The sequence below is a fragment of the Bacillus sp. FSL K6-1033 genome, assembly GCF_038630765.1.
Lineage (GTDB): Bacteria > Bacillota > Bacilli > Bacillales > Bacillaceae > Bacillus > Bacillus altitudinis.
Map to the genome: position 1 here is coordinate 2,874,775 of NZ_CP152041.1, position 25,303 is coordinate 2,900,077.

Below are 25,303 nucleotides of genomic sequence, written 5' to 3' on the forward strand. Positions count from 1 at the left end.
AACTGTCAGTTGTATCGAAAGAATTATTTTTTCTCATCTTTTTTCGTCTGAGAGGTTTTCTTTTTTGCATCAGATTCTTTCTCTTTTTTCTCCTGATCGGCTTTTGACTGCTCTTTTTGTTCAGCTGTTTCATCTGTTTGGCTTGCATCTGAGGAGTCATTGGTGCTCGTCTCCGTTGTTTCTTTTTCTTCATACTTCGCCATTTCCTTAATGATTGGATCTAGCTGTTTTTGTTTTTCTTCAGCAGATAGGCTGTCGTCATTTTGAATTTCATTGCGGTAGGCGACGAGTGCTGTGAATATGTATCGGTCGTCCCCGAGCACCCTTGCAATATCCAGAGCTTCCTTGCTATTGCCTTGTCCAATATGAATCCAGAACAGGAAGTATTGCGGGTCTGTCTGCAATGTGTACGTATCCGTGATTTCTTTTTTGTGCTGGTCAAGCAATAGATTCCCTTGATTCGTTTGCACATACGAAATGGCCAGTTCATATTGAAGAGAGACTGGCATTTGATCGGCTTTGTATTTTTCGAGCGTATCCACCACTTGGCTGTACTGTTTGTTGAGATAATATTTGTTCGCTTCCACATACGCTTCTTGTTTCGGCATGGCGAAAAAGAACGTGTAAATGGTATACACCAATGCAGGAATCAAAAGAACAAGGAGACCAAGTCCAATGTATCGTTCGATCTTCCATTTCTTTTTTGGAATGGTTAAGAGCGTCTTTTCTTTTGCTTCGATGGCTTCTATGTTTTGTTGAATCAAAGCAGACAATTCTTCCAGTGACTGTGTATCACTTATTTCCTTTGCCAGCTCAGATAATTTCAACGTATCATGATAAGCCAAATATTCTTGAAACTGATATTCATGGTCCACCACTCGAAGAATGACGGCTTTGACCTCTTTTAACAGACGATGTTGGTCGGTTTCATATGGCGGGATGCTTTCTTTAACCCCGTAATGCAAAAATGCAGGCGCTAAGCCTTGATGAAAAACAATGTTTTCAGGAGAAACAATAGGATGCAGCCGCTTCACGTCGTGTTTGCACACTGCATCGACAAGCTGGTATGAAAAAATCCATTTGCTTTTTTCATCCTTTGCATGGATGAAACGAAATTCCTGATAGGCAGGAGGCGGTTGAATCGAAATGATGACCTCACCTTCGGTTAATTGGATCTCTTTTTTAAATGAAGGATTGATGTCTTTAATCGGTGCCGCTTCTAAACCGTCTAAGAGTTTAATTGTCTCTCTTTGAAAAATGAAGGTGTAAGTGCCTTCCTCTTTTTTCATGACTGCTTCTAATTGTTCTTCTAAATAGGAACTCTTTTTATCTGCCATTTACAAAAGTCCTTTCATAGTATTTCCAGCCTGTCTCCTGTGGTGATTCCACAGTCTGACAGCTTATATTCGCCTGAAAACACAGCTTTCTTATTGACTACACGCACCCATCCGCCATCTCGTTTAGGTAGTGAGATTTGTTTTGCCTGCCAGGCGATATGGATGACTTGTTTAATATGTAAATAATTTGATAGTCTCAAATCAAACACACTGCCATCATAGTTTTTTAAGTCGATGGTAATATCGATATACACAAATTTCCACCTCACAAAATAGAAAGAGCGCCGGCATCAACTGACAGACTCGGCGCTTTTTCTGCTTTTCACACTTAGAAAGGAAATCCCTTTGATTAGCCGCGGATTTGGCTAGCGATGTCTTGGTCAGTGCTTTCAAGTGTATTTGCAGTTTGATCAAGCTGATTGCTGACATCTGTTAATAGATCAGACATTTTGATGAATGAAGGTTTAAGCTGTTCGTATTGATCAGCGAATGCTTCACTAGAAGCACCTTCCCACATTCCTTTTAGGTCAGAGATCATTCTATTTAGACGATCAACTTGGTTTAACACTTCTTGACTTTCAACACCATATTGCTTAGCGGTCGCTCTTAGTTCTTCTGGGGTTACGCGAATAATTCCTGACATATTCCTCATTACCTCCCGTGCATAGCCGCCATATAATGGGCTAATCCACTTATTTTTTGACGTTATTATTATAAAAACAGAAATGATACACAGTCAAACAAATCTGTTTTTATTTTACAAAATGAGTCTATGGAATTACTGTTTTTTCGCTCTTTATCTATTATTTAACAGTTTTTTGGTCATATATTCTTAATAAAAGGGCGTGCACTTCCATGAATCTTTCCGCCTATTGATTTTTTACTACATTATTATTGTACTATTTCTTTTTGTGATCAACGCATGACCAATGTGCTCATTTCTCAAGCTTTTTGTTTTTTTAATGATTATGGCATTTTTTTGTTGATTTACGTACCTGATTCTCTTCATAATGTAAGTACGTGAAATATTCGAAAAAGCAGGGGTTTTTTATGACAAAAAAGACAGATCCATTTAAGTATAGCCTTGATCGTTTAGAGGATGTGGCAGACCAAATTAGTGATGTGCTCAATTGCCCTATTACTATAGAAGATACTCATCATCGATTATTAGCCTATAGCACACATAATGATTTCACTGATCCCGCCAGAACTTCAACCATTATCTCCCGCCGTGTACCGGAAAAAGTCATTAATCGGCTTTGGAAAGACGGTATCATTCCTACACTCCTTAAAACAGATGAACCGCTTCGCGTACCTCAAATTGCAGAAGTCGGTCTATCCAGCAGGGTTGCCATTTCCATATGGAAAGACAAAGAGGTGCTCGGCTTTATCTGGGCAATTGAATCCACGCAGCCTTTTTCAGATGAAGAAATGGACCTTCTCAAGATGGCAGCACATGCCGTGAAAAACAAATTACTCAATTTACAAATTCGAAAAACGAAAACAGAAGAACGCAATCAGGAGCTATTTTGGAAGATGCTCACAGGACATATTCATGAAAAGGATGAGATGCTTGATCTCTTCTTGAGACTTGGAATGAGGTGTCCAGACACGTATGCGATTATTATTTTTCGCCTTCGTGATGAACTCACTGAAGATACGGAAAAGAAGCTCTCCTATCTGCTTGAAACAACGCAGCAAGTGCAGGTGCTGTTAACGACTGTTGATTTTAACGAATTCATTATTCTTGTCTCGCCAAAAACAGAACATCCGCTTCAAGATATTAAACAATTCACAAGCGGCATGCTAAAGCAGTTGTCTGATCGGTATCAGCTCCATGACGTTCAAGCGGCCATTGGTGGAATTTACGATCACATTACTCATATTCAGCCATCCTATAAAGAAGCACTGGCCGTCTTAAAAACAAAAGAACGCTTTCCTGTGGAAACAGAACAATTAAACAGCTTTTCTGAACTGGGTATTTATCAATACTTAGATGTGCTTGCTGAAAAACGAAAGGGATCGTCTTATTCCAGTTACTCTTTATCAAAGCTTGAGGATTACGATCTCAGGCATCATTCCAACCTCGTCGAGACCCTTGAACGGTTTATTGATTGTGACAGCAACGCCAATATCGCCGCAAAGCAGTTAAATATTCATATCAACACATTGAATTACAGACTGAAGCGGATTACGGACATTGCAGAAATTGATTTAAAAAACATGAATGAGAAAATGACCATTTATCTTGATATGAAGCTAAAAAACGTCCCTTTGTGAAATTTCACAAAGAGGCGTTTTTTAATTTTTTCATTCAACCGAAGAATTTTCTAAACTTTCAGGATACACTAGACATACAATATCAATAGATAAGCATAGGAGGAATTGATATGATCATCGGCATTCCGAAAGAGATTAAGAACAATGAAAACCGGGTCGCATTAACACCAGGAGCAGCATCTCAATTGCTTTCAGCTGGACACCAGATTTTAATTGAAACGAACGCTGGTTTTGGAAGCGGTTTCACTGATGACGATTATGTATCTGTTGGTGCAGAGATTCTTGATCAAGCGAAAGATGTGTGGGCATCTTCTGATATGATTATGAAGGTAAAAGAACCATTACCTGAAGAATATGCTTATTTCAGAGAAGGTCTGATCTTATTTACGTACTTGCACCTTGCAGCAGAGCCCTCCTTGGCTGAAGCATTAAAACAAAAAGGTGTAACAGCCATTGCTTATGAAACGGTAACGGACGGAAAATCACTCCCTCTATTAACGCCAATGTCTGAAGTAGCAGGTAGAATGGCTGCTCAGATTGGTGCTCAATTTTTAGAAAAGCCAAAAGGCGGAAAAGGCATTTTGCTCGCCGGCGTGCCAGGAGTATCGAGAGGGAAAGTCACCATTATTGGCGGCGGCGTCGTTGGAACAAATGCAGCGAAAATGGCGATCGGACTTGGCGCAGATGTCACCCTTATTGATGTAAATGCGGAACGATTACGTCAGCTGGACGATCAGTTTGGTCATCAAATGAAAACGTTAATGTCTAATCCTGTTAACATTGCAGATTCAGTGAGCGAGGCAGACCTGCTCATTTGTGCGGTTCTCATCCCAGGTGCTAAAGCTCCAACCCTTGTCACAGAAGAAATGGTGAAACAAATGAAGCCTGGTTCTGTCATTGTCGATGTAGCCATTGACCAAGGCGGGATTGTGGAAACAATCGATCATATCACAACACATGATCAGCCTACTTATGAAAAGCACGGCATTTTACATTATGCTGTTGCCAATATGCCAGGAGCGGTTCCGAGAACATCGACAGTTGCTTTAACAAATGTCACGGTCCCATACGCACTGCAGATTGCAAATAAAGGCGCTGCAAAAGCGATCAAAGAAAACAAGGCGATTGCTGAAGGCGTCAATGTGATGAACGGATATATCACCTATGAAGCTGTCGCTCGTGATCTCGGCTATGATTATGTGCCTGTTAGTAAAGCCCTTGAAACCTCTTCCATGACCGAAGCTTAATATTTAGCCCGCCCTTTTCAGGGGCGGGTTTTATTGTTAACCTAAAATAAAAATGAGTTGACAAAAGAATCTCTTCCCCTTAATCTATTTGTACAGATAAGACAGGGGGAAATATCATGCAAAAGAAGACAAGAACAGCTGACTTTGTGCTCGTCGGGATGTTTGCTGCACTCATGGCTATCGGAGCCAATATCACATCCATTGTGCCATTTTTACAGGTCGGCGGAATCCCACTTACGATGCAGCCGTTTTTTTGTGTGCTTGCTGGTCTTTTGCTGGGCAGACGACTTGGCGCATTGGCCATGATTGTCTATGCTCTTGTTGGGATCGCTGGTGCACCTGTATTCGCACAGTTCTCGGCGGGTCTAGGCGTTATTTTAGGAAAAAGCGGTGGCTTTGTGTTATCATACATTCCTGCTGCATGGCTTGCCGGATTCATTCTTGAAAAAAGACAAAACCCTGGTTTTAGCCGCTTTTTATTTGCAGCCATTGCAGGAACGACCGTGATGTATGTGATCGGGACAACTTATACGTACATCGCATTAAATGTATGGCTGAACGCACCAATCTCTTATCAAACCACATGGTTCTTCATGATGTGGTTTATGGTAAAAGACTACGCGCTGACCATCCTCCTTGCGATGCTGGCACCTAAAATTTATCGATCGGTTTCAAAAGCCACATCCTTTCGAAAAGAACAAACAGCTTCCTAATATCAGAAAAGGTTCCTTTACTCTATGAGTAAGGAACCTTTTTTCATTTATAGCATAATTGCCGCAAGCCAGCCGAACAAGACGAGCGGGATATTATAAAAGGCGAATGTTGGGACACATGTACCCCAAATGTGGTGATGCTGTCCATCCATATTCAGTCCAGATGTTGGTCCGAGTGTACTGTCGCTTGCAGGTGAACCTGCATCTCCTACCGCCGCAGCTGAACCAATAATCGCAATAGTCGCCATCGGGCTGAATCCTAAGTGTAAACAAAGCGGGACAAAGATCGTCGTAATAATCGGAATCGTTGCAAATGATGAGCCAATGCCCATTGTCACTAGCAGACCCACCAATAGCATTAAAATAGCCGCTAAGCTTTGGCTGTTTCCGATAAATTGAGAAGACGCCTTGACGAGAGATTCAATATCTCCTGTTTTCGTTAAAACATTGGCAAATCCAGCTGCAACAAGCATGACAAATCCGATAAATGCCATCATGTTCATGCCAGATGTAATCAGCGCATCTGCTTCATCACGTTTCATCATTCCAGTTACAAACAAGACAAGCAAGCCTGCAAGCGCACCGAAGATCATCCCTTCGACTCCAAGGCTTTGAGAGAGATATAACTGAACAATAAGTGATACAAGGATCGCAAGTCCAGCAAAGAATAAGCTCTTTTTTGTATATGCTGATTTTTCTACATCCGTAATGTCACGATTCTCATATGTTTTTGGCTTACGATAGACAAAAAGTGAAACGATCAAGCCAACAACCATGCCGCCTACAGGAATCAGCATCGCATACGGAATGTCTGCTAAATTCACTGTTAAACCTGCATCTTTCATGTTGTCACGAAGCATTCCGTGAAAAATCTGTCCAAAACCGACCGGAAGTAAAATATATGGTGCAGTAAGTCCGAAAGTCATCACACATGCTAGCAGTCTGCGGTCAATTTGAAGCTCGTTAAACACCTTTAATAATGGCGGGATTAAGACCGGAATAAAGGCAATATGAACAGGAACAACGTTTTGAGAAAAACAAGATACAATCAAAATGACCAGAATAATGAGCACTTTTGATAATGTTTTTCTTCTTGAATCGCCTTCTTTTCCAAGAAGCTTCACAGCTCCTTCGACCATGGCATCAGGAAGACCCGTTTTCGTCAGGGCGGCTGCGAATGCACCTAATAGTGCGTAACTAATCGCCACTGTCGCATTTCCGCCAAGACCGTCAGTGAACGCTTGAACTGTTCCCCCTAGACCTAATCCACCTGCAAGTCCGCCCGCTAAAGCGCCAAGTGCCAGCGCAATCACGACATTGACCCGCAGCAAGCTTAATATCAACATTAAAACAACCGCTAAAACAACTGCATTCATGGTGAAACCTCCGAAATCCTTTAGTTTACTAATGTAGTAGATAATTAAAGTACCAACGTATGTTACCATAGAAAATTTACTTCGTCAAATGGCGTATGTCCTACATAAAAAGCTCTGCCAACTGGCAGAGCTTCTGTCTTTATTTCTTCGGTTCAAATCGTTCCACAAATGTTGCTAATGATCTGACCATCACACCTGTTGCTCCTGTTGGCCCGAAGCATGAAGGTTTTTCTGTCGTGGCTGTTCCTGCAATATCTAAGTGCACCCAAGGGGTGTCTTCAGCGAATTCCCCAATGAATGCACCTGCCATGATCGCATGACCATCACGGCCTGGTGAGTTATTCAGATCAGCCATTTTGCTGTTTCTTACTCGTTTTTTATCTTTTTCGGTGATTGGCAGCTGCCAAATCATTTCCCCACATTCTTCTGATGCCTCTTTAAACTGGGCATACAGTTCATCGTTATTTGTCATCACGCCTGTTGTCTCATTCCCAAGTGCCACAATGACACCGCCTGTTAATGTCGCAACATCCACAAGCACAGAGGCACCATGCTGCTTCGCATAGGTCACACCATCTGCTAAAACAAGCCGACCTTCTGCATCCGTGTTAAGCACTTCAATTGTTTTGCCGCTTAGTGAGACAATGACGTCATCTGGCTTCATCGCATCTGCTGAGACCATATTATCTGTTGAGGCGATGACCGCAATGACATTCTGCTCTGGACGAAGTTCACCGATGATTTCCATTGCGCCTAAAACAGAGGCTGAGCCACCCATATCAGTTTTCATCCCTACCATACTTGCTCTTGGCTTTAAGGAATACCCACCTGTATCATACGTAATGCCTTTACCGACAAGGCCGATGACGTCTGTCCATTCTTCCTTGCCTTGATATTTCAATACAATCAGCTTCGGTGGTTCTGTTGAGCCTCTATTAACGGCTAGAATACCGCCCATTCCGAGCTCTTCCATTTGTTCTTTATCTAAAATTTCAATCTCGAATTCATATTTATAAGCAAGCTCTGCCGCATAGGATGCAAGATCAGAGGACGTAAGCATGTTCGGCGGCATATTCACAAGTGTACGAGCCGAATTGACCGATTGTCCGTAGACTTCGCCCACTTTCAAACTTGCCTGAATTTCGGCAGCATCATGATCCGTTGTTGCATAAACAAATTCGATAAAGCGATCCGGTTCATTCGTTTTATGTTTAAAATCTTGTAATTCATATGTAGCTAAAAGGCAGCTTTCAGAAAGGGCATGGGCTGCATCTTGAACAGGCAGATCCTTTCCTGTGAATGTATCAAGCAAAACCGAAACTGCTTGCTTTTTATCTTGATGAAGCTTTTTAAATAAATGCGCAAACACTTCCTTTGCCTCTTCAAACGTGTAATCTGACTCCTTCCCAAGCCCGACAAAATAAATGCGTTTAATGCCGGTTTCAGGGGATGGGAAAAATTTCGAAAGCTGATTTCGCTTAGACGAAATATCGCCTTCTTTTAATAATTCAGTGATTCTTCCTCCATGTAACTCATCCATTTCTTTTGCTTTTCCTGATAATTGGCTCTTTTGAAAAAGTCCGATGGCCAGTGTATCTTTATGTTGCAACTCATTTGTCGAGAAAAACATATTTATCACACGCTCCTTCAATGAACTCCATATTTCACATTGGAACTTCTATTATATCAAAATTTATGTGCTGATACGATCATTGCCAGCCTGTCTTCCCTTGAAGAACATTTATATTTTGGCACGCGGAAGGGCATCATGAAAAAGCGGCAGCGATCCATAGCAGCCTGTCCATGGTCTCCTCGTTCCACATCTACTTTCTTTAATGTTATAATGAACATGGACTTGGCAACAGTTCTTACTGCCATCATTTTTTTATCTTACTAGGGTAAATACTTTATCATTTCGCACGTTATTTTTTCTTAAAGAGAGGATGTTTCTTGTTCATGAGCGTACTGACGAATTTTCCGCTGCTTGCTAGCCTTGCAGCCATCTTTTTTGCACAATTTGTAAAAGTACCGATTCAATTTATCATTTCTAGACGACTAGATTGGTCGCTCATTACAAGCACAGGCGGAATGCCAAGTTCACACTCCGCAGCAGTAACAGCACTCTCAACAGCAGTTGCTTTAGAGCACGGGCTAGGAACATCTATTTTTGCCATTTCCGCCATCTTTGCCATTATTACGATGTTTGATGCGACAGGTGTTCGCAGACAGGCAGGAGAACAGGCAACTGTCCTGAACAAACTGGTCACAGATTTTAACCGGTTTGTTGCCGAGGCAAAGAACTTCCCAAGTGCGGAAGAAAAAGAGAAGCAAAAGAAATTGAAAGAGCTTCTTGGGCATAAGCCGATTGAAGTCTTCTTCGGCGGCTTAACAGGAATTTTGCTCACACTCATCTTAGATTATTACTTCATGTAGAAACGAAAAAGCTTTGGACCTTTTGAGATCCAAAGCTTTTTTATTCTTTATTGGCTTGAAACTGCTGCCGGAACACTTGCATCGATTCTGCTTCATTCAACTGATTTAAGTCTTTTTCTGTCAGCGTTCCTTCACCCTTTTTAATCACATAAACGTCCAGCACTTTTTTACCCCATTCTCTATACACATCATCAACCGTTTCATAATATAAATCAAGCTTATGACCTTTAATCGCTTTCCCAGTATCTGCGACTACACCATAGCCATAATTGGGGATAAACAGGACAGTTCCAATCGGAAAGACAGATGGGTCCGCTGCCACGGTTGAATATAAATCACGTTTTACTTTGACGCCTGAATATGTAATGCCATATGCATGATGTTCTTTCGTCTTACCTGTTGATTCTACACCTGCTGTATAACCTGTGGCGACAACCTTTTGCTTCGGATAATCGTTCCAATTAAATGCTTCTTCGAGAGAAACAGCACGCAAATCGTCACTTTTCACCGCCATCGTCTGCCTTTTTGGATGCTTTAAAAAAGAAGATACGTGCTTACCGGCATCGGTCTCTTTCACCCATGCAGCTAAATCACTTGGTTCTACGCCAGATATGCCCGTAAAGCTTGTCATCAAGGCAAGCATAAACAGAACTGTCATGAACAATCGTTTCATCCATGTTTTCATTTCTATTTGTCACTCCTCTACCCATCTATTTGTTTCCAAACAAAATGGAAACTATGCAAAGGAGAAACAAAAAAACCCACTTGCGTGTAGACAAGTGAGTTAAAACATTTGATAGCCTCTTTTACGAAGAGCATTGATGACAAAACCTGAGGCAATGGCACCAATCAGACCACTTAATAAAATAATGATATCTGCCGCAGCAAGAGAAACGATGCGGTCTCCTATCCCGGAAAAAGCAATGCCTGGTTCTCTTACATAAGCGATCATCTTTTGATTATTGATAATGAAAAGGCATACAATTGGATATAAAATTGCCATAATCCATGACATTCTCAGCAGCATATTCAGCAAAAAGCCAATGCCGAAGAATAACACGAAAAATAAAATAACTGAAATGATAACGACTGGTAAACTGATCACTTCATCTCCACCCCCAAATATCCCATCATTAGTTTAACTTGGAAATAGAGATGAAGTCAATCAATGGAAAAAGCCGTAAAATTAATGCTTCTTTCCTGTCCCTTTACATTCCTCACACGTTTCTGATCCGCCGAGCAATAACTGAAAGTATCCTTTTCCTGAACAATACTGACAAGTTGACTTTTTTTCTTTCGTTTGTGCATTCATATTGCTCACTCCTTAATCTAAATTTTCTGATAATTCATCATAACATATTTTTCTGTCCAGTACCAAGTGAGAAAATATTCCGTAAAACATTAAAAAACGTGTACCACAGGGATACACGTTTTTGTCTATATCGGTTTAGAAGAACTTGAATTTTCCTTTTTTCAGAACAAGTCCTGGTCCGCCAACCATGAATAATGAACGGTTGTCGATGATTTTTTTCATTGCAGAAGCTTTTGTTCCTTGAAGTTTTTTACCAAACGCAACACCTACAGCGTCGTGTTCACCAAGAGAAGCAACTGTTCCTTTGATGTCTGGCTTAAAGCTTTCAAGCGTGCCACCTTTTACTAGTGCTGCAAGGTTTTTCGCTACTGTTTCACCTTGCTGCATCGCAATTTGTGCAGTAGGTGGGTATGGACGATTAATTTCTTCATTGATGATTAATGAGCAGTCACCGATGATGAATACATCTTCATTTTCTGGTACACGAAGATCTGGAGACACTTTTACGCGGCCGCGCATGTTTTCAAATCCAGCTTCTTCAACGATTGGGTTACCACGTACACCAGCAGCCCAAACAACTGTTTCTGCTTTGATTTCTTCTGTATCATCGTCTTTTCCAACAATGATGCCTTCAGGCGTACATTCTTTGATCGCTGTACCGATTTTGAACTCAACACCTTTACCTTGAAGGTAGTTCATCGCATAGTCGATCAATTCAGGATCAAATCCTGGAAGAGCTGTTGGTGCAGCTTCTACACAGATAATACGCACGTCTTTTTGATCAATATCATACTCTTTGCAAAGCTCAGGTACACGGTTTCCAAGCTCACCAAGGAACTCAATACCTGTGAAGCCTGCACCGCCGACAACGATTGTCAGACGCTCTGGACGCTTTTCAGCTTCCGTATTATATGTCGCAAATTGAAGTTCAATGTGCTCACGAAGCTGACGAGCAGAGTTGATGTTAGAGATTGAGAATGCATATTCTTTCAGTCCTGCAATACCAAATGTTTCAGGAACAGCACCAAGCGCAACAACAAGGTAGTCATAAGAAAGTTCGCCATCTGATGTCACAACTTTCTTCTCTTCCTTATTAATGCTTTCAACTGTTGCTTGTACAAAGTTGACACGGGAACTGTTAATCACATCTTTGATTTGATAACGACAACGGTCATGATGAAGAGTACCTGCACTTGCTTCATGTAACCATGTTGTTTCGTAATGATAATTATGCTTGTTCACAAGAGTAATGTCCGCATCATTTGTGCCAAGCTGTTTTGTTAATCTTGTTACAGTCATTAATCCGCCATAACCTGCACCTAATACAACGATTTTCGGTTTATTCACTGGAATCACATCCACCTTTTTTAAATTTGCTGTAAAACGGATAAAGAATTACATATCGTTATTCTCAACCGCTTTGCGGCATTTTATGAAATTTAAACAAAAAAATAAGTATGTGAAAATCTGAACTTTCACCTACAAAAAACGAAAGCATTTGACCGTATCCGACAAAAATTCATAAAAAATTAATATTTAGTTCCCTTAACAATAATAGCGAGTTCTGCTCCTTTTTTCAAGGCTTTAAACTGAAAATCCTTAGGATAAACGGTCTTTCTCTCTTTTTTCCCCTTTTCACAGCATCGGCATCAAAAAACGACAAGTTTTTCAAAACAAGTCAAACGACGATATGTGGTATGATATGATATAGTGATAACAATTTTCATTTGGGAGGATTAAGGAATGCAAGAAGATTCTAAGGTATATGACATTACCGTTATCGGGGGCGGCCCAGTCGGATTGTTTACTGCGTTTTACGGAGGCATGAGACAGGCAAGTGTGAAAATCATTGAAAGCCTTCCTCAGCTCGGCGGTCAACTATCCGCTCTTTACCCTGAAAAATACATTTATGATGTGGCTGGTTTCCCAAAAATCCGCGCACAAGAATTAGTTGATAATTTAAAGGAACAAATGGATAAATTTGATCAAACCATTTGCTTAGAGCAAGCTGTGGAAACGGTTGAAAAACAAGCAGACGGTATCTTCAAACTCGTTACGAATCAAGAGGTTCATTATTCAAAAACGATCATCATTACAGCTGGTAACGGTGCATTCCAACCGAGAAAGCTTGAGCTAGATACAGCAGAATCATTTGAAGGAAGCAACCTGCATTACTTCATCAATGACTTGAACCAATTCGCTGGCAGACGTGTTGCTGTTCTTGGCGGCGGAGACTCTGCGGTTGACTGGGCACTGATGCTTGAGCCAATCGCAAAAGAAGTATCGATTATTCACCGTCGTGATAAATTCCGTGCACATGAGCACAGTGTAGAAAACTTGCACAACTCGAAAGTCAATGTGCTGACACCATTTGTTCCAACTGAGCTCATTGGAGAAGACCGCATTGAACAAATTGTGCTTGAAGAAGTGAAAGGCGATAAAAAGCAAGTACTAGATGTGGATGACGTGATCGTCAACTTCGGTTTTGTTTCCTCCCTTGGACCAATCAAACAATGGGGCCTTGAAATCGAAAAGAACTCTATCGTGGTCAAATCCACGATGGAAACAAACATCGAAGGCTTCTATGCGGCAGGAGACATCTGTACGTATGAAGGAAAAGTCAAATTAATCGCAAGCGGATTTGGTGAAGCACCAACTGCTGTGAACAACGCCAAAGCTTACATGGACCCGAAAGCTCGTGTACAGCCGCTTCATTCCACAAGCTTATTTGAAAACAAATAAGAACGGATCAAAAAAAGGAGTTCCATCTGCGGAACTCCTTTTTTGTTTATTTAAAAATCCCAATATAGGCATTCGCCATTCCAAGTACCATTGCAGCGAGTAACACCACAACAATTCCTGCCACAACCAAAATCACCCGATCCTTCACACGTTCCTTTTTCGGAAGCGGCTTGTCTATCCCGCAAGATGGACATGTTTTCGAACGATACGGAATCAGTTCATGACAGTTCCTGCAATTGATTTGTTCACTCAAACCTCAGCAACCTCTTTTCTGATGACAGTTTATGTTTGGTTCTCATGATACTCTTTTCGAATGGAAATAGCCAGTTGTGAGGACAAGCTGTAACAAAATTGAGCGATTTATGAATTGTTTGAGAAGAAATCGAATCAATGAAGATTTGATCTGTTCAACCGATATAAGAAGGAGAAGATCGTCATGAAGGATAGGTGGAAAGATGATAAAGCGTTTCATGATTAGTTTGAGCTTGTTACTGATAATTGGCGGCTCAGTAGAAGTGTTTGCAAAAGATTATAACAAACATTATGCTCAATTCGCTGCAGGATTGAATATGGATGTTGATCAGCTAGAACCTTTTTTAAAGCGTGTATCCACTTCGGTTTTGGATTCTGGTTTGAGTGAACAAGAAATCAAACAGATACTCACCAACGTTCAAAAAATGAATAAAAACAATGAAACGAAAAAAATGGGCACTTTTGAAGTGGTGTATCTTGGAGAACCGGCCAATATAAAAATTGAGGTTGAAGTCCATGTGGAAGATGGCAATAAAGAAATGGTAATCTATTTGTTTAGCACGGAAGAGTTGGTGGATATCTTGGATAAAGAACTATTGAAAATAGAAGAAGCAATGGAATAAGAGATGCTGACCGAGCATCTCTTTTATATTTGTCTTTCTTAATAAAACAAAAAAAGCCTTCTTGTTCATAAAGCAAACAAACAAGAAGGCTTATCTTTATCCATGGTCAGATATTAACACTCTTCCGGCGTACCGGTATTCGTAGCTGTTCTGAACGAAGAACCGCATCCGCATGACGCAATTGCGTTCGGATTGTCAATCGTGAAACCGCCGCCCATTAGTGATTGTTTGAAATCAATGATGGTGCCGTTCATGATGTCAAGGCTTTCGGAGTCGACAAGGACCTTGATGCCCTGCTGTTCGAACTGCGTGTCTTTCTCAGAAACTTCATGGTCAAAGCCCATTCCGTATGAAAGACCGCTGCAGCCGCCGCCTTTTACGCCCACTCGTAGGAACGCATTTTCTTCTTCATGTTCTTTCATCATATCTTTAATCTGCAATGCAGCAGCTTCTGTAATCGTTACTGGTGTACTCACGATCATCCCTCCTTTTGACTGGATGTTTCTTTTCAATTATAAACGTGATGTTGCCTTTTCTCAAATAAATGGTTTAGAGATAGAATGTGCCGTCACAAATTGTTTCAGCAGGTCCTGTCATCAGCACATGGTCATTGTCTTTCCAGCGAATGATGAGGTCTCCGCCAGCTAGATGAACGGTCATATCCGTTTCTTTTTTCGCATGTCCATTGACAATCGTTGATACAGCCGCAGCACATGCTCCTGTTCCGCACGCTTGCGTAATCCCTGATCCTCTTTCCCACACGCGGAAATGCAGTTCCGTTTCACTGACACGTTCCACAAATTCTACATTGACGCCTTCTGGAAACATGTCATGCTTTTCAATAATTGGCCCAAGTGAATCAAGCGGCGCCTGTTCAATGTCTTCTAAATAGAAAACGATATGGGGATTCCCCATTGAAACAGCTGTTCCATTTAAGGTCGTCGTTCCAAAATCAAGCGGTTCATTAATCGTTGTACTGGCCGGTTCACCAAGCATTGGCATCGCTTCTTTTTCAAAACGAGGTTTACCCATATCTACTGTCACTAACTGAACGTGACCATCCTGCACATGAACAGTCGCCTCAACAAGTCCTGACAATGTCTCAATCTTAAACGTTGTGTCTGTTACGATTTGATGCTCATATACATATTTAGCAACGCAACGCAGACCGTTACCGCAGTTTTTCCCCTCTGATCCATCATTGTTGAAAATGCGCATCTTCACAGGCGCAACATCTGATGGGCAAATGAGAATCATTCCGTCTGAACCGATACCTGTATAAACAGAAGAAACGCGGATCGCTATCTCTGACAGCTGCTCTTCTGGAAGCTGTTCCTTCATCTGATTGACGTATATATAATTATTTCCTAGTCCGTGCATTTTCGTGAATTGAAATGATGTCATGAGCGTCCTCCAAAAATGTTGTTTCTTTATAGTATAAAAGGAGTCGATTCAGGAGACAATCTTATCATCCCCCGTTTTTCATACATAGAAGCTCTTTGCTGCCATGGCAAAGGGCTTTTATTATGCATATGCCTCTTTTTCTCTCGTGTGATGCTTCATTTTGATGATATTTTATTAGCATAACATATTGGATGCGCTTTCTACATTTTCCCCTAAAAAACGGAAACTGAATATATGAAAAAAATGCACCTCATGACCCATGTGGTGCATTTAAAACATGTCGTTTTCCTCTATAAAAGCATAAATACGCTCGACTAGCTGCTCTGCATTTTCTCCAGAAACAAATTCTCCATTCACAAGGGCAAATGGGGAGTCCATACATTTGCCGCAGTAGCTTAAACAACCGTATTCCATTACATCTAAGTTTGGGTCTTTTTCAAGTTTCTCTTTTGCTTCTTGAGACCCTTGTGCAAGATTACTTACACAAAATTCGATCAGCGGAAACACTGTGCTTCACCTCACATTTGCCTTACTATCCTACCGAAATTCCTTCTATTAGTCAAAACATGAGCTCGTTACGCCTATTCCCCGTAAAATGTTTTACTATTTAGGACTAAGTAATGAATATGTAGGTTATTTTGAAACAATTATTGTGGTTTCACAGTAAATTCGATATAATTTTATTTGGTATTTTAACTTAAAGTTTTTTAGTATAAGTGTTTTTCAATGTCTAGGGGGAAAAGGAGAATCGTCATGAAAAATTTAGTCTTGATCGGCGGAGGTTACGGGAATATGCGGGTTCTCCACCGCTTATTGCCAAATCAATTACCTGATGATGTTACTATCACATTAATTGATCGAAATCCTTACCACTGTTTAAAAACAGAATATTATGCACTTGCTGCTGGAACGATCTCTGATCATCACATTCGAGTATCTTTTCCAGAGCATCCAAAGCTGGATATTCAATACGGGGAAGTAGAAAAAATTGATATTGAAAACAAACAGATCTTATTTAGCGACCGTGAACCGATTCCATATGATGATACGGTAATCGGACTCGGCTGTGAGGACAAGTATCACAATGTCCCTGGTGCGAAAGAACATACATACAGCATTCAAACCATTGATCAGTCAAGACATACGTATAACAAATTAAACAATTTGAGTGCAGGTGCAACGGTTGGTATCGTCGGTGCTGGACTTAGCGGGGTAGAGCTGGCCAGTGAACTGCGTGAAAGCCGTTCTGATTTAAACATCATTCTTTTTGACCGCGGAGAACTGATTCTTTCCAGTTTCCCAAAAAGATTAAGTTTATATGTACAAAAATGGTTTGAAGAAAATGATGTAAAGATCATTAATTGCGCCAATATTACGAAGGTTGAAGAAGGAGTTGTGTACAACCATGACGATGCCATTGAAGCAGATGTCATCGTGTGGACAGCAGGAATTCAGCCAAGTAAAGTCGTGCGAGATATGGATGTTGAAAAAGACGCCCAAGGCCGTGTCGTCTTAACTCCTCATCACAATCTCCCTGGAGATGAGCATGTCTATGTCGTAGGTGACTGCGCAAGCTTGCCGCACGCACCAAGTGCACAGCTTGCCGAGGCACAGGCAGAGCAAATTGTGCAATCTCTACAGAAACGCTGGAAGAACGAGCCGCTTCCTGAGACTTACCCGCAGTTTAAGTTAAAAGGCGTACTCGGCTCTTTAGGGAAAAAAGCCGGCTTTGGCTTAGTAGCGGATCGCCCGCTTGTTGGTCGTGTTCCAAGACTCTTAAAATCTGGACTTCTTTGGATGTACAAGCATCACAATGGATAAAATGATGTGAATTTTTTCTCAAAGCTCCTTCTAATGAAGGAGCTTTTATTATGAAACGGCATGTGCCGATGGATGGTTCACTTTGATAGGAGCAAGCGCAAGGATGCAGTCTTTACGAAACGTTCTGATCGTCTTCTTCGATAAACAATACGCTTGTATGAACTGTTCAGTTTGACGATGTACAATGATTTTTCGTTTCGAGCACTCTCCATTTTTCTTCATATAAATCATATCAATCGGTATTTGTTGATGAAGAGATTGTTTTAGTAAATAATTCATGATGCTCACGCTCCTTTTATCTCATTATATACGAACAAATGTTCTAAATCAACCTAAAAAAGGAACGTTTGTTCGATTTGTTTTTCTAAAAAAAAGAACAGCTCATTCACTGCTCTCTTCGTACCCGTATTTCTCCATTTCTTGATAAATATCTTTTAATTTCGGATTGCCCTCTCCTACAATTTGATCCTCAACAAGGACAAGCGGATAAAAGAATTCATCATCAAGAATTCGTTCAGATAATTCTTTTTGGCGTTCGTTTTCAGGCGGGTGCTCAATATCGATATATGTGATGCGAAACGGCTGATTTGGATATTTTCGTTTTAATGCTGCATCTAACCACTCAAATGTATCTTTTGAAGAAGGCAGATTCACGCAACTAGCGCACAGGACATCTCTTCCATATACATAAAGGTCAACGGTTTTGTTCATTTGACAAGCCCCCCATTCTTTCTTTATTTTAGCTGAATTTTCTGTATGAAAAAAGTCAAAATCACTTTTTGTTTCAAGATGAGATTGTGCTATAATGAGAAGGAAACTTTGAAACCAATCAATAGATTTTTATCGTCCAGATGAATATAATGGTGATATGTTGTGAAAGGAGCGATTATATCTAATGACTGAAGTCGAAATGAAAGACCAAGTACAGGAAGTACTGGACAAACTTCGTCCATTTCTATTACGTGATGGTGGAGACTGTGAGCTTGTAGACATTGAAGATGGCATTGTGAAATTACGCCTTCTTGGTGCATGCGGCAGCTGCCCAAGTTCAACCATTACATTGAAAGCCGGTATTGAGCGCGCATTATTAGAAGAAGTACCTGGCGTTGTAGAAGTTGAACAGGTTTTCTAATTCATATATGACATGAAAACGACCCTTACTGGGTCGTTTTTTAATTAGGATAACTTCTCTCTAAACCATTCTTGAATAAAGGTCAGTCTTTGAATACGCTGCCCAGGGTGGCCGCTTCTCGATAAATCATGAGAGGCCTTCGGGAATTTGACTAATCTCGTGTCTTTTCCAAGCTCCTTTAATGCCACAAAAAGCTGTTCTCCTTGATCAACTGGACAGCGGTAGTCTTCATCACTGTGCAGGATGAGAAGCGGTGTATTCACCTGTTTTACATACTTTAGCGGCGAACGATCCCATAGCTTATCAACAGAGTCATAAATATCCCCATCAATCTGCCATTTTGTAAAGAAATAACCGATATCACTGATGCCATAAAAGCTAATCCAGTTCGAGATGGAACGCTGTGTAACAGCTGCACGGAAACGGTCTGTCTGTCCGACAATCCAGTTGGTCATAAAACCGCCATAGCTGCCGCCTGTTACGCCAAGCCTTGTTTCATCAAGAAAGTCATAGGCTTCGAGCACATGATCAACAGCCAGCATGACATCCTCATAATCAACATCACCATAGCTGCCTCTTACCCGGTCTGTAAACATCTGTCCGTATCCATGACTGCCATGAGGATTGATGTACACAATCGCATACCCTTCAGCGGCAAGCATTTGAAATTCATGAAAATACGTATGACCGTACATCGCATGCGGCCCGCCATGAATTTCTAAGATTAGTGGATATGTCTTCCCCTCTTCCATCTGAGCAGGCTTCATCAACCAGCCATGTACAACGTCTTCTTCTTTTGACTGGAAAGAAATTGGTTCAGGTTCGGATATGACATGTTCCTTTAAAAAGTCATCATGCTCAAACGTGATTTGCTTGAGTGAGGATTCCCCTAAAGTCAGCTCATACAGCTCACTAGGCGAGACAGGTGAAAGACGGCTGATCAGCATTTTTGATTCGTCTGGATGAAGACTGAAATTCGTCACATGTTCTGCCTCTAAACGAACGGGATAGGCTAAGCCTTCAATAGAGAAATAATAAATTCCGGTACTCCCTTGATCAGAAACAAGCGCATAAAACCCCTGACTATCCTTTGTCCATTGTGGAAGCTGATTGGCCTCACCCATAGCACTATCCCCTGCCATACAGTTTCCTACATACATATCGAGCATTTCTGACAATTGAACGGTCTTTTTCTCCTTCAGGTCATGCAGCCACAATGACAGGAAGGTCGCATTTTCAAATTCACGTTCGTGTCCAATGTACAAAAGGCTTTCTCCATTTGGAGAAAATGATACAGTCGTGTAAGCGCCTGTTGATTGGGTGATTTTCTTGGATGTACCGTCCTCTAAGGAAAGGAGACAAATATCACTTATGTAAAACGTCTGAGGATTTGATTGAATATACGCAAGCCACTTCCCGCAAGGAGAGATGACATGATTCACATGATGATGCGGCTCACTCGTAACCATCTCTACCTCGCCGGAACGGACATCGATTTTTACAATTTGCGTCAGACGCCCGTCTAAAAAGCCTCTGCCATCTGCTTTATAAGTCAAATCATCATATACGGCCGGAGCAAAGTCATCGCACTCTTCCTTTTTTTCATCATGAACAGATTCTTCTTGTTTTAATGAGACCGCTGCATAAATAAAAGCTCCATCCGGTGAAAATACAGGATGAGAGACGCCGTAAGGAATATTCGTTAAGGTACGAATTCCGCCGCCATCGCTCTGAATGAGTGCGAGCTGAGGGACTTCCTTTGGCTTCTGCAAAATAAACGCAAGCTGCTTTCCGTCTTTTGACCATGCTGGCTGATGATGCTTCCCATCATCAAATGTCCATCGAGACAGCTCCCCTGTCTCTTCATCTCGAACCCATAAATGAATATTGTAATCATCCTTTTTTTCATTCACCGTTACTTTTGTAAAAACAGCCTTTTTTCCATCTGGTGAATAAACTGGATGAGAAACAGACACGATTTGTGTTAAATCCTCTGCTGTTATCAATTTCTTCATCAATAGATCGCCCCCTTTTATGTATCAAAAAATAGTTCGCTTCTCTAAATAATAATCCCTGCTTTTGTTATGAAAAACAAGGATAAAAAAAGAACGTGCGTCTTCACAGCACGTTCTTCATTTGATTCACAGAATGATGCTCGACGACGACACCTTCTACCGGCACCGTCAGTACATCCACTTCACAATGCGGGAAATTTTGGGCAAGCTGCTTTTTCAGCGCTTCTCCCTTCCCTTTTTCCACTAAGGTCAAAATAGTCGGCCCAGCACCACTTAATGCCGTTCCATACGCGCCTTTTAATGAAGCAACGTGCTCCACCTTGGACAGCTCTGGGACAAGCATCGTGCGGTATGGCTGATGAAATAAATCTTTATTCATCATTTCCCCTACAAGCGGCCAGTTCTGCGTCATTAAGGCGGCGACAAGGACGTTACTCACTGCACTCGCACTCACTGCCTGTTTATAGGAAAAATCCTCTGGCAGGACATCACGGGCATCCTTTGTGAGCACTTCATAAAAAGGAATCACGACGACGACATCTACATCCACATGCTGCACTTTAACGGCATGTGTCTTGTCTTCTTCATGAAGACCGATGAGTAAACCACCGAATAAAGAGGCACCCGCATTATCTGGATGACCTTCTACCTCACTTGCAAAAAAGAGCTTCTGATCATCGGTCATCTTTAATTCAAGCAACTGATTGGCGAGCTCAATAGCGGCGACAATGGCAGCAGCGCTGCTGCCCAGCCCCCTTGCTAATGGAATATCACTCCACACTTTGACATGAACAGGCGGGAGTGTTTTTCCAAAGTCATCTGCGACCTTTTTAGCTGTTTGGTAGATCAGGTTATCGGTGCCTGATGGAATACCAGACACGACATCTGTTTCTGCTTCAAACAGCCAGCTATCATGGTCATAGACCGATAGCTTTAAATAGCGGCTGAGCGCCATTCCGACTGAGTCAAAGCCTGGTCCTAAGTTGGCAGTGCTTCCCGGTACTGTGATTGAAAAAAGCATGGAGGCGTTACTCATACGCGTGCGGCCTTTTCTAAATGTTCCAGAATTTGATCTTCATCTGCATCCAGCGTGACCGGTTTGATGTGTGAAATATCAATCGCCGTATTCGGATCTTTTAATCCGTTTCCTGTTAGTACAGCGACGACTTTACTGCCTGGCTTAATTTCTCCAGATTTCACTTGTTTGAGTACACCTGCAATTGATGCACAAGAGCCTGGCTCTGCAAACACACCTTCTTCACGTGCGATCAATTGATAGGCATGAAGAATTTCTTCATCTGTCACTTCATCAATTTTCCCGTTTGATTCATCTGCCGCTGCTACAGCTTGCTTCCAGCTTGCAGGGTTTCCGATGCGAATGGCTGTTGCGACTGTTTCTGGCTGCTCAATGACTTCATTTCTAACGATGGCTGCAGCTCCTTCTGCTTCAAAACCACGCATGACTGGCAGTCCCGTGCCTTTTTTCTCATGATATTCTTTGAAGCCTTTCCAGTACGCTGTAATATTCCCCGCATTTCCAACAGGAATCGCCAGTACGTCCGGCGCAGCGCCGCCTAGCTGCTCACAGATTTCAAATGCCGCTGTTTTTTGTCCTTCAATTCGGTATGGATTGACGGAGTTAACAAGTGCAATCGGAGCTTTTTCACAGATGCTGCGGACAATTTTCAGCGCATCATCAAAGTTGCCGTCAATGGCAATGATCTCTGCTCCGTACATGACAGCCTGCGCCAGCTTACCGAAGGCAATTTTTCCATCTGGAATGATGACAATACATTTCATATCAGCGCGCGCCGCATAAGCTGCTGCTGCTGCAGACGTATTCCCTGTCGATGCACACATGATCGTATCATTGCCTTCTTCTTTTGCCTTTGCGACGGCCATGACCATACCGCGATCCTTAAAAGAACCTGTAGGGTTGACGCCTTCTGTTTTCACATGAAGTTCAATCCCAAGCTTTTCAGATAGCTTTGCGAGATGAATCAGCGGTGTGTTTCCTTCATTTAATGTTAGTTTAGGTGTGTGTTCGTTTACTGGTAAAAATTCTTGAAATTCTTCAATGAGTCCATTCCACTTCATCAGCTTAAACCGTTCCCTTCTACTCGGTACGTGCTCTTCACTTGAACCACCACGTCGAGATCGTTTAATGTTTGCAGGATATTTGAGAAATCTTCTTCTGATGTCTGATGTGTAATAATCACAATTTCAGCAAGCTCATCATGCCCTTTGACAGGAAGCTGAAGGATCTTTTCAAAGCTGATGCCTCTTTCAGAAAAAATCGATGTAATGCGGGAGAAAGCTCCGACTTGATCTCTAACATGTATTCTTAAAAATTGCTGAGCAAATACTTCGGATGATGATTTGATTTTCTTCTCAAATTGCGGTGCAATAAATCCACTGCCATTCACACCAAGACGCATGTTTTTCATAACAGCGACTAAATCTGAGACTACAGCTGTTGCCGTTGGCAGGCTGCCTGCTCCAGGTCCGTAAAACATCGTTTCTCCGACAGCACTTCCGTAAACATAGACAGCATTAAATTCATTGTTGACGGAAGATAACGGGTGATGATCAGGAAGTAAAGTTGGCTGTACGCTGACCTCTACTTTCTCTCCGTCCCGCTGGGCAATTCCAATCAACTTCATTGTATAGCCAAAACGTTTACTGAAATTAATGTCCTCGTCCGAGATGTCAGAGATGCCTTTCACTTTCACATCCTCTAAGTCTACATTCATGGAAAAGCCGAGTCTTGCCAGGATGGCCATCTTTCTTGCCGCATCCAGTCCTTCTACATCCGCCGTCGGATCTGCTTCTGCAAAGCCAAGATCCTGCGCTTCTTTTAATACATCTTCATACGCGCTTTTATCGACATTCATTTTTGTTAAAATAAAGTTCGTTGTCCCGTTCACGATTCCCATCATTTTTGTGATGCGGTCAGAGGCTAAACCTTCCTCTAGTGTACGCAAAATTGGAATCCCACCTGCGACACTTGCTTCATAGTAAAGGTCACAGCCGTTTTCTTTTGCTACATGTAAAAGCTCTGTGCCATATAGCGCCATTAAATCCTTATTGGCTGTAATGACATGCTTCTTCTCATTTAGTGCATCTATTAAATATTGTTTTGTCTCTTCAATGCCGCCCATCACTTCAATAATGACGTCGATCTCTGGATCTCGAATCACATCGTATACTTCAGTTGTGAAGACCTCTCTTGCCACATCCACATCTCTTTTTTTATCGGGATTGCTCACAAGCACTTTTTGTATTAATACCGGACAGCCGATCTGGTGCATTAATTTATCCTGATGATCTTGAATAATCTTAACGACACCGCTCCCCACTGTTCCTAATCCTAGTAGTCCAACTCGAATTGCCTTCACCTGAAATTCCACCTTTCTCCGTAAATGTCCTCTCTAAAAAGACATTTGTTAACCTAACACAGACATTCAATGTACACACATTATAAAGGGGTATCCTCATTTTGACAAGGTAATAAAATAAGAGAATATGAGAATGAAACCGCTTAACAGCTATTTATATCAAGATTCTATATTTTCAAAATATTTTTGTGAGAAAAGCTCCCGAAGCCGGGAAGCTTGAGATTACGCCTGAACTGGCGTTTTGGCTTGCTGATTTTGCAGGACAAGCGCAATATTTTCAGCACATAAATGCATCATGTTTTTTCTCGTTTCAACACTTGCACTTCCGATATGAGGAAGCACTGTCACATTTGGTAATGTCGTTAACGGGTGATCTGGGCTGACTGGCTCCTTGCTAAATACATCCAGACCTGCTCCTGCAATTTTTCCTGTCGTGACAGCATCATATAAAGCATCTTCGTCTACCGTCTGCCCTCTGGAAACGTTGATGAAGTAAGCCGTATTCTTCATCTGCTCAAATGCTTTCTTATTAAACATTTCTTTCGTTTCAGGCGTTAAAGGCGTCAAACAAACGATGAAATCAGACTGCGTAAGCAGCTCATCAAATGCGGCATAGGTCACACCTAGTTGCGCTTCTGCTTCTGGCTTTCTTGAACGATTATGATACAGAACATTCATCTCAAAACCTTTTGCCCGCTTGGCCAGTGCGGTTCCAATACTGCCCATTCCGACAATCCCTAACGTTTTATGATGCACATCAGCACCAGCTAGAAGAAGCGGTCCCCAGCCTGTCCAGTTCCCATCCTTAATCCAATCACTCGCTTCGACAATTCGTCTTGCTGACGCCATCAAAAGCGCAAAGGCTAAATCAGCCGTCGATTCTGTTAAGACGTCCGGTGTATGACATACCGTGATCCCGTGCTTTTTAGCTGCCTTTAGATCAATATTGTCATAGCCGACCGCGAGATTCGCGACCACTTTTAGATTTGGAGCATTTGATAAAAGTGCCTCATCTACTTGATCTGACAGCATCGTGAGCAGCCCATCTGCTTGAGCCGCTTTTTTTTCTAACTCTTCTCTTGGACACGGCTCATCCTCGCTCGTCCACATATCAATATGAGCGACTTCTTTTAATGGTGTAAGTGTTGTTTCATCAAGCTTTCTTGTGATATAAACATAAGGTTTCGTCAAGAAGAACACTCCTTTGGTTGATTTCTT

Annotated in this window: 27 protein-coding genes and 1 pseudogene; 8 read left to right on the top strand and 20 right to left on the bottom strand. The window is 41.7% G+C overall.

Annotated elements, in window-relative coordinates; all coding sequences use genetic code 11:
• Positions 1–23: 23 nt before the first annotated feature.
• The 3 genes from essB to MHH31_RS14840 all read right to left on the bottom strand — a co-directional run bounded on the left by essB (position 24) and on the right by MHH31_RS14840 (position 1,980).
• Complete coding sequence (essB, locus tag MHH31_RS14830) at positions 24–1,337, bottom strand: type VII secretion protein EssB (RefSeq protein ID WP_024719741.1); 1,314 nt, start codon at positions 1,335–1,337, stop codon at positions 24–26.
• Positions 1,338–1,351: 14 nt separating this feature from the next.
• Positions 1,352–1,591 carry an EsaB/YukD family protein gene (locus tag MHH31_RS14835; protein ID WP_008345897.1) on the bottom strand — a complete coding sequence of 80 codons (240 nt, stop codon included), beginning with the start codon at positions 1,589–1,591 and terminating at the stop codon, positions 1,352–1,354.
• Between the two features lie 95 nt (positions 1,592–1,686).
• A complete protein-coding gene (locus MHH31_RS14840) occupies positions 1,687–1,980 on the bottom strand; it encodes a WXG100 family type VII secretion target (protein ID WP_003213769.1) in 294 nt (97 codons plus the stop codon).
• A 407-nt stretch (positions 1,981–2,387) separates the two neighbouring features.
• Between MHH31_RS14840 and MHH31_RS14845 the strand changes: the two genes are divergently transcribed.
• The 3 genes from MHH31_RS14845 to MHH31_RS14855 all read left to right on the top strand — a co-directional run bounded on the left by MHH31_RS14845 (position 2,388) and on the right by MHH31_RS14855 (position 5,577).
• Positions 2,388–3,617, top strand: a complete 1,230-nt coding sequence (locus MHH31_RS14845) for a PucR family transcriptional regulator (RefSeq protein ID WP_008345900.1) — start codon at positions 2,388–2,390, stop codon at positions 3,615–3,617.
• 110 nt (positions 3,618–3,727) lie between these two features.
• Complete coding sequence (ald, locus tag MHH31_RS14850) at positions 3,728–4,864, top strand: alanine dehydrogenase (RefSeq protein WP_342461937.1); 1,137 nt, start codon at positions 3,728–3,730, stop codon at positions 4,862–4,864.
• A 116-nt stretch (positions 4,865–4,980) separates the two neighbouring features.
• Positions 4,981–5,577 carry a biotin transporter BioY gene (locus MHH31_RS14855; protein WP_304717711.1) on the top strand — a complete coding sequence of 199 codons (597 nt, stop codon included), beginning with the start codon at positions 4,981–4,983 and terminating at the stop codon, positions 5,575–5,577.
• Between the two features lie 47 nt (positions 5,578–5,624).
• Here the strand turns inward: MHH31_RS14855 and MHH31_RS14860 are convergent, their stop codons facing one another.
• A complete protein-coding gene (locus MHH31_RS14860; RefSeq protein WP_024719743.1) occupies positions 5,625–6,953 on the bottom strand; it encodes a Na+/H+ antiporter family protein in 1,329 nt (442 codons plus the stop codon).
• A 139-nt stretch (positions 6,954–7,092) separates the two neighbouring features.
• Positions 7,093–8,583, bottom strand: coding sequence for a leucyl aminopeptidase (locus MHH31_RS14865; protein WP_008346787.1), 1,491 nt, complete (start codon positions 8,581–8,583; stop codon positions 7,093–7,095).
• A gap of 326 nt (positions 8,584–8,909) precedes the next feature.
• On the opposite strand from MHH31_RS14865, the gene MHH31_RS14870 reads away from it, so the two are divergent.
• On the top strand, positions 8,910–9,386 hold the full coding sequence (locus MHH31_RS14870) for a divergent PAP2 family protein (RefSeq protein ID WP_024719744.1): 477 nt from the start codon (positions 8,910–8,912) through the stop codon (positions 9,384–9,386).
• Positions 9,387–9,426: 40 nt separating this feature from the next.
• Here MHH31_RS14870 and MHH31_RS14875 read toward each other — a convergent pair whose 3' ends face one another.
• From MHH31_RS14875 to MHH31_RS14890, 4 genes are all read right to left on the bottom strand, one after another.
• Positions 9,427–10,071, bottom strand: coding sequence for a 3D domain-containing protein (locus MHH31_RS14875; RefSeq protein ID WP_024719745.1), 645 nt, complete (start codon positions 10,069–10,071; stop codon positions 9,427–9,429).
• 99 nt (positions 10,072–10,170) lie between these two features.
• Positions 10,171–10,491, bottom strand: coding sequence for a YuiB family protein (locus MHH31_RS14880; protein WP_003212933.1), 321 nt, complete (start codon positions 10,489–10,491; stop codon positions 10,171–10,173).
• Positions 10,492–10,572: 81 nt separating this feature from the next.
• Positions 10,573–10,698 (bottom strand): YuiA family protein, encoded by a 126-nt coding sequence (locus MHH31_RS14885; RefSeq protein WP_008346797.1) that lies wholly within the window; start codon positions 10,696–10,698, stop codon positions 10,573–10,575.
• 135 nt (positions 10,699–10,833) lie between these two features.
• Complete coding sequence (locus MHH31_RS14890) at positions 10,834–12,051, bottom strand: NAD(P)/FAD-dependent oxidoreductase (protein WP_160758061.1); 1,218 nt, start codon at positions 12,049–12,051, stop codon at positions 10,834–10,836.
• Between the two features lie 390 nt (positions 12,052–12,441).
• Here MHH31_RS14890 and yumC point away from each other — a divergent pair, with 390 nt between their 5' ends.
• Positions 12,442–13,440 carry a ferredoxin--NADP reductase 2 gene (yumC, locus tag MHH31_RS14895; RefSeq protein WP_039181175.1) on the top strand — a complete coding sequence of 333 codons (999 nt, stop codon included), beginning with the start codon at positions 12,442–12,444 and terminating at the stop codon, positions 13,438–13,440.
• Between the two features lie 46 nt (positions 13,441–13,486).
• Here the strand turns inward: yumC and MHH31_RS14900 are convergent, their stop codons facing one another.
• Positions 13,487–13,693 carry a hypothetical protein gene (locus MHH31_RS14900; RefSeq protein WP_008346803.1) on the bottom strand — a complete coding sequence of 69 codons (207 nt, stop codon included), beginning with the start codon at positions 13,691–13,693 and terminating at the stop codon, positions 13,487–13,489.
• Between the two features lie 202 nt (positions 13,694–13,895).
• Between MHH31_RS14900 and MHH31_RS14905 the strand changes: the two genes are divergently transcribed.
• The gene (locus MHH31_RS14905; RefSeq protein WP_342494943.1) at positions 13,896–14,315 is read left to right on the top strand and encodes a hypothetical protein; all 420 of its coding nucleotides are present in this window, start codon (positions 13,896–13,898) and stop codon (positions 14,313–14,315) included.
• Positions 14,316–14,428: 113 nt separating this feature from the next.
• Here MHH31_RS14905 and erpA read toward each other — a convergent pair whose 3' ends face one another.
• The 3 genes from erpA to MHH31_RS14920 all read right to left on the bottom strand — a co-directional run bounded on the left by erpA (position 14,429) and on the right by MHH31_RS14920 (position 16,226).
• Complete coding sequence (gene erpA / locus MHH31_RS14910) at positions 14,429–14,791, bottom strand: iron-sulfur cluster insertion protein ErpA (protein ID WP_017358921.1); 363 nt, start codon at positions 14,789–14,791, stop codon at positions 14,429–14,431.
• Between the two features lie 73 nt (positions 14,792–14,864).
• On the bottom strand, positions 14,865–15,719 hold the full coding sequence (gene dapF, locus MHH31_RS14915) for a diaminopimelate epimerase (RefSeq protein ID WP_047945357.1): 855 nt from the start codon (positions 15,717–15,719) through the stop codon (positions 14,865–14,867).
• A gap of 270 nt (positions 15,720–15,989) precedes the next feature.
• The gene (locus tag MHH31_RS14920) at positions 15,990–16,226 is read right to left on the bottom strand and encodes a YuzB family protein (RefSeq protein ID WP_008346813.1); all 237 of its coding nucleotides are present in this window, start codon (positions 16,224–16,226) and stop codon (positions 15,990–15,992) included.
• Between the two features lie 246 nt (positions 16,227–16,472).
• Here MHH31_RS14920 and MHH31_RS14925 point away from each other — a divergent pair, with 246 nt between their 5' ends.
• A complete protein-coding gene (locus MHH31_RS14925) occupies positions 16,473–17,540 on the top strand; it encodes an NAD(P)/FAD-dependent oxidoreductase (protein WP_047945358.1) in 1,068 nt (355 codons plus the stop codon).
• A gap of 48 nt (positions 17,541–17,588) precedes the next feature.
• On the opposite strand, the gene MHH31_RS14930 is transcribed toward MHH31_RS14925, so the two are convergent.
• A complete protein-coding gene (locus MHH31_RS14930) occupies positions 17,589–17,819 on the bottom strand; it encodes a hypothetical protein (protein ID WP_008346816.1) in 231 nt (76 codons plus the stop codon).
• 102 nt (positions 17,820–17,921) lie between these two features.
• Positions 17,922–18,251: a YuzD family protein gene (locus MHH31_RS14935; protein ID WP_008346819.1), complete on the bottom strand. Its 330-nt coding sequence runs from the start codon at positions 18,249–18,251 to the stop codon at positions 17,922–17,924.
• Positions 18,252–18,372: 121 nt separating this feature from the next.
• Between MHH31_RS14935 and MHH31_RS14940 the strand changes: the two are divergent.
• Positions 18,373–18,672 (top strand): annotated as a pseudogene (locus MHH31_RS14940) (NifU family protein).
• Between the two features lie 44 nt (positions 18,673–18,716).
• On the opposite strand, the gene MHH31_RS14945 reads toward MHH31_RS14940, so the two are convergent.
• The 5 genes from MHH31_RS14945 to MHH31_RS14965 all read right to left on the bottom strand — a co-directional run bounded on the left by MHH31_RS14945 (position 18,717) and on the right by MHH31_RS14965 (position 25,276).
• On the bottom strand, positions 18,717–20,687 hold the full coding sequence (locus MHH31_RS14945; RefSeq protein WP_342494944.1) for a S9 family peptidase: 1,971 nt from the start codon (positions 20,685–20,687) through the stop codon (positions 18,717–18,719).
• Positions 20,688–20,790: 103 nt separating this feature from the next.
• Positions 20,791–21,723 (bottom strand): homoserine kinase, encoded by a 933-nt coding sequence (gene thrB / locus MHH31_RS14950; protein WP_007500423.1) that lies wholly within the window; start codon positions 21,721–21,723, stop codon positions 20,791–20,793.
• On the bottom strand, positions 21,720–22,784 hold the full coding sequence (gene thrC, locus MHH31_RS14955; protein ID WP_024719751.1) for a threonine synthase: 1,065 nt from the start codon (positions 22,782–22,784) through the stop codon (positions 21,720–21,722). The genes thrB and thrC overlap by 4 nt, the downstream gene beginning before the upstream one ends.
• Positions 22,784–24,085 carry a homoserine dehydrogenase gene (locus MHH31_RS14960; protein WP_024719752.1) on the bottom strand — a complete coding sequence of 434 codons (1,302 nt, stop codon included), beginning with the start codon at positions 24,083–24,085 and terminating at the stop codon, positions 22,784–22,786. The genes thrC and MHH31_RS14960 overlap by 1 nt, the downstream gene beginning before the upstream one ends.
• Positions 24,086–24,307: 222 nt before the next feature.
• Positions 24,308–25,276, bottom strand: a complete 969-nt coding sequence (locus MHH31_RS14965; RefSeq protein WP_342461945.1) for a D-glycerate dehydrogenase — start codon at positions 25,274–25,276, stop codon at positions 24,308–24,310.
• Positions 25,277–25,303: the final 27 nt, after the last annotated feature.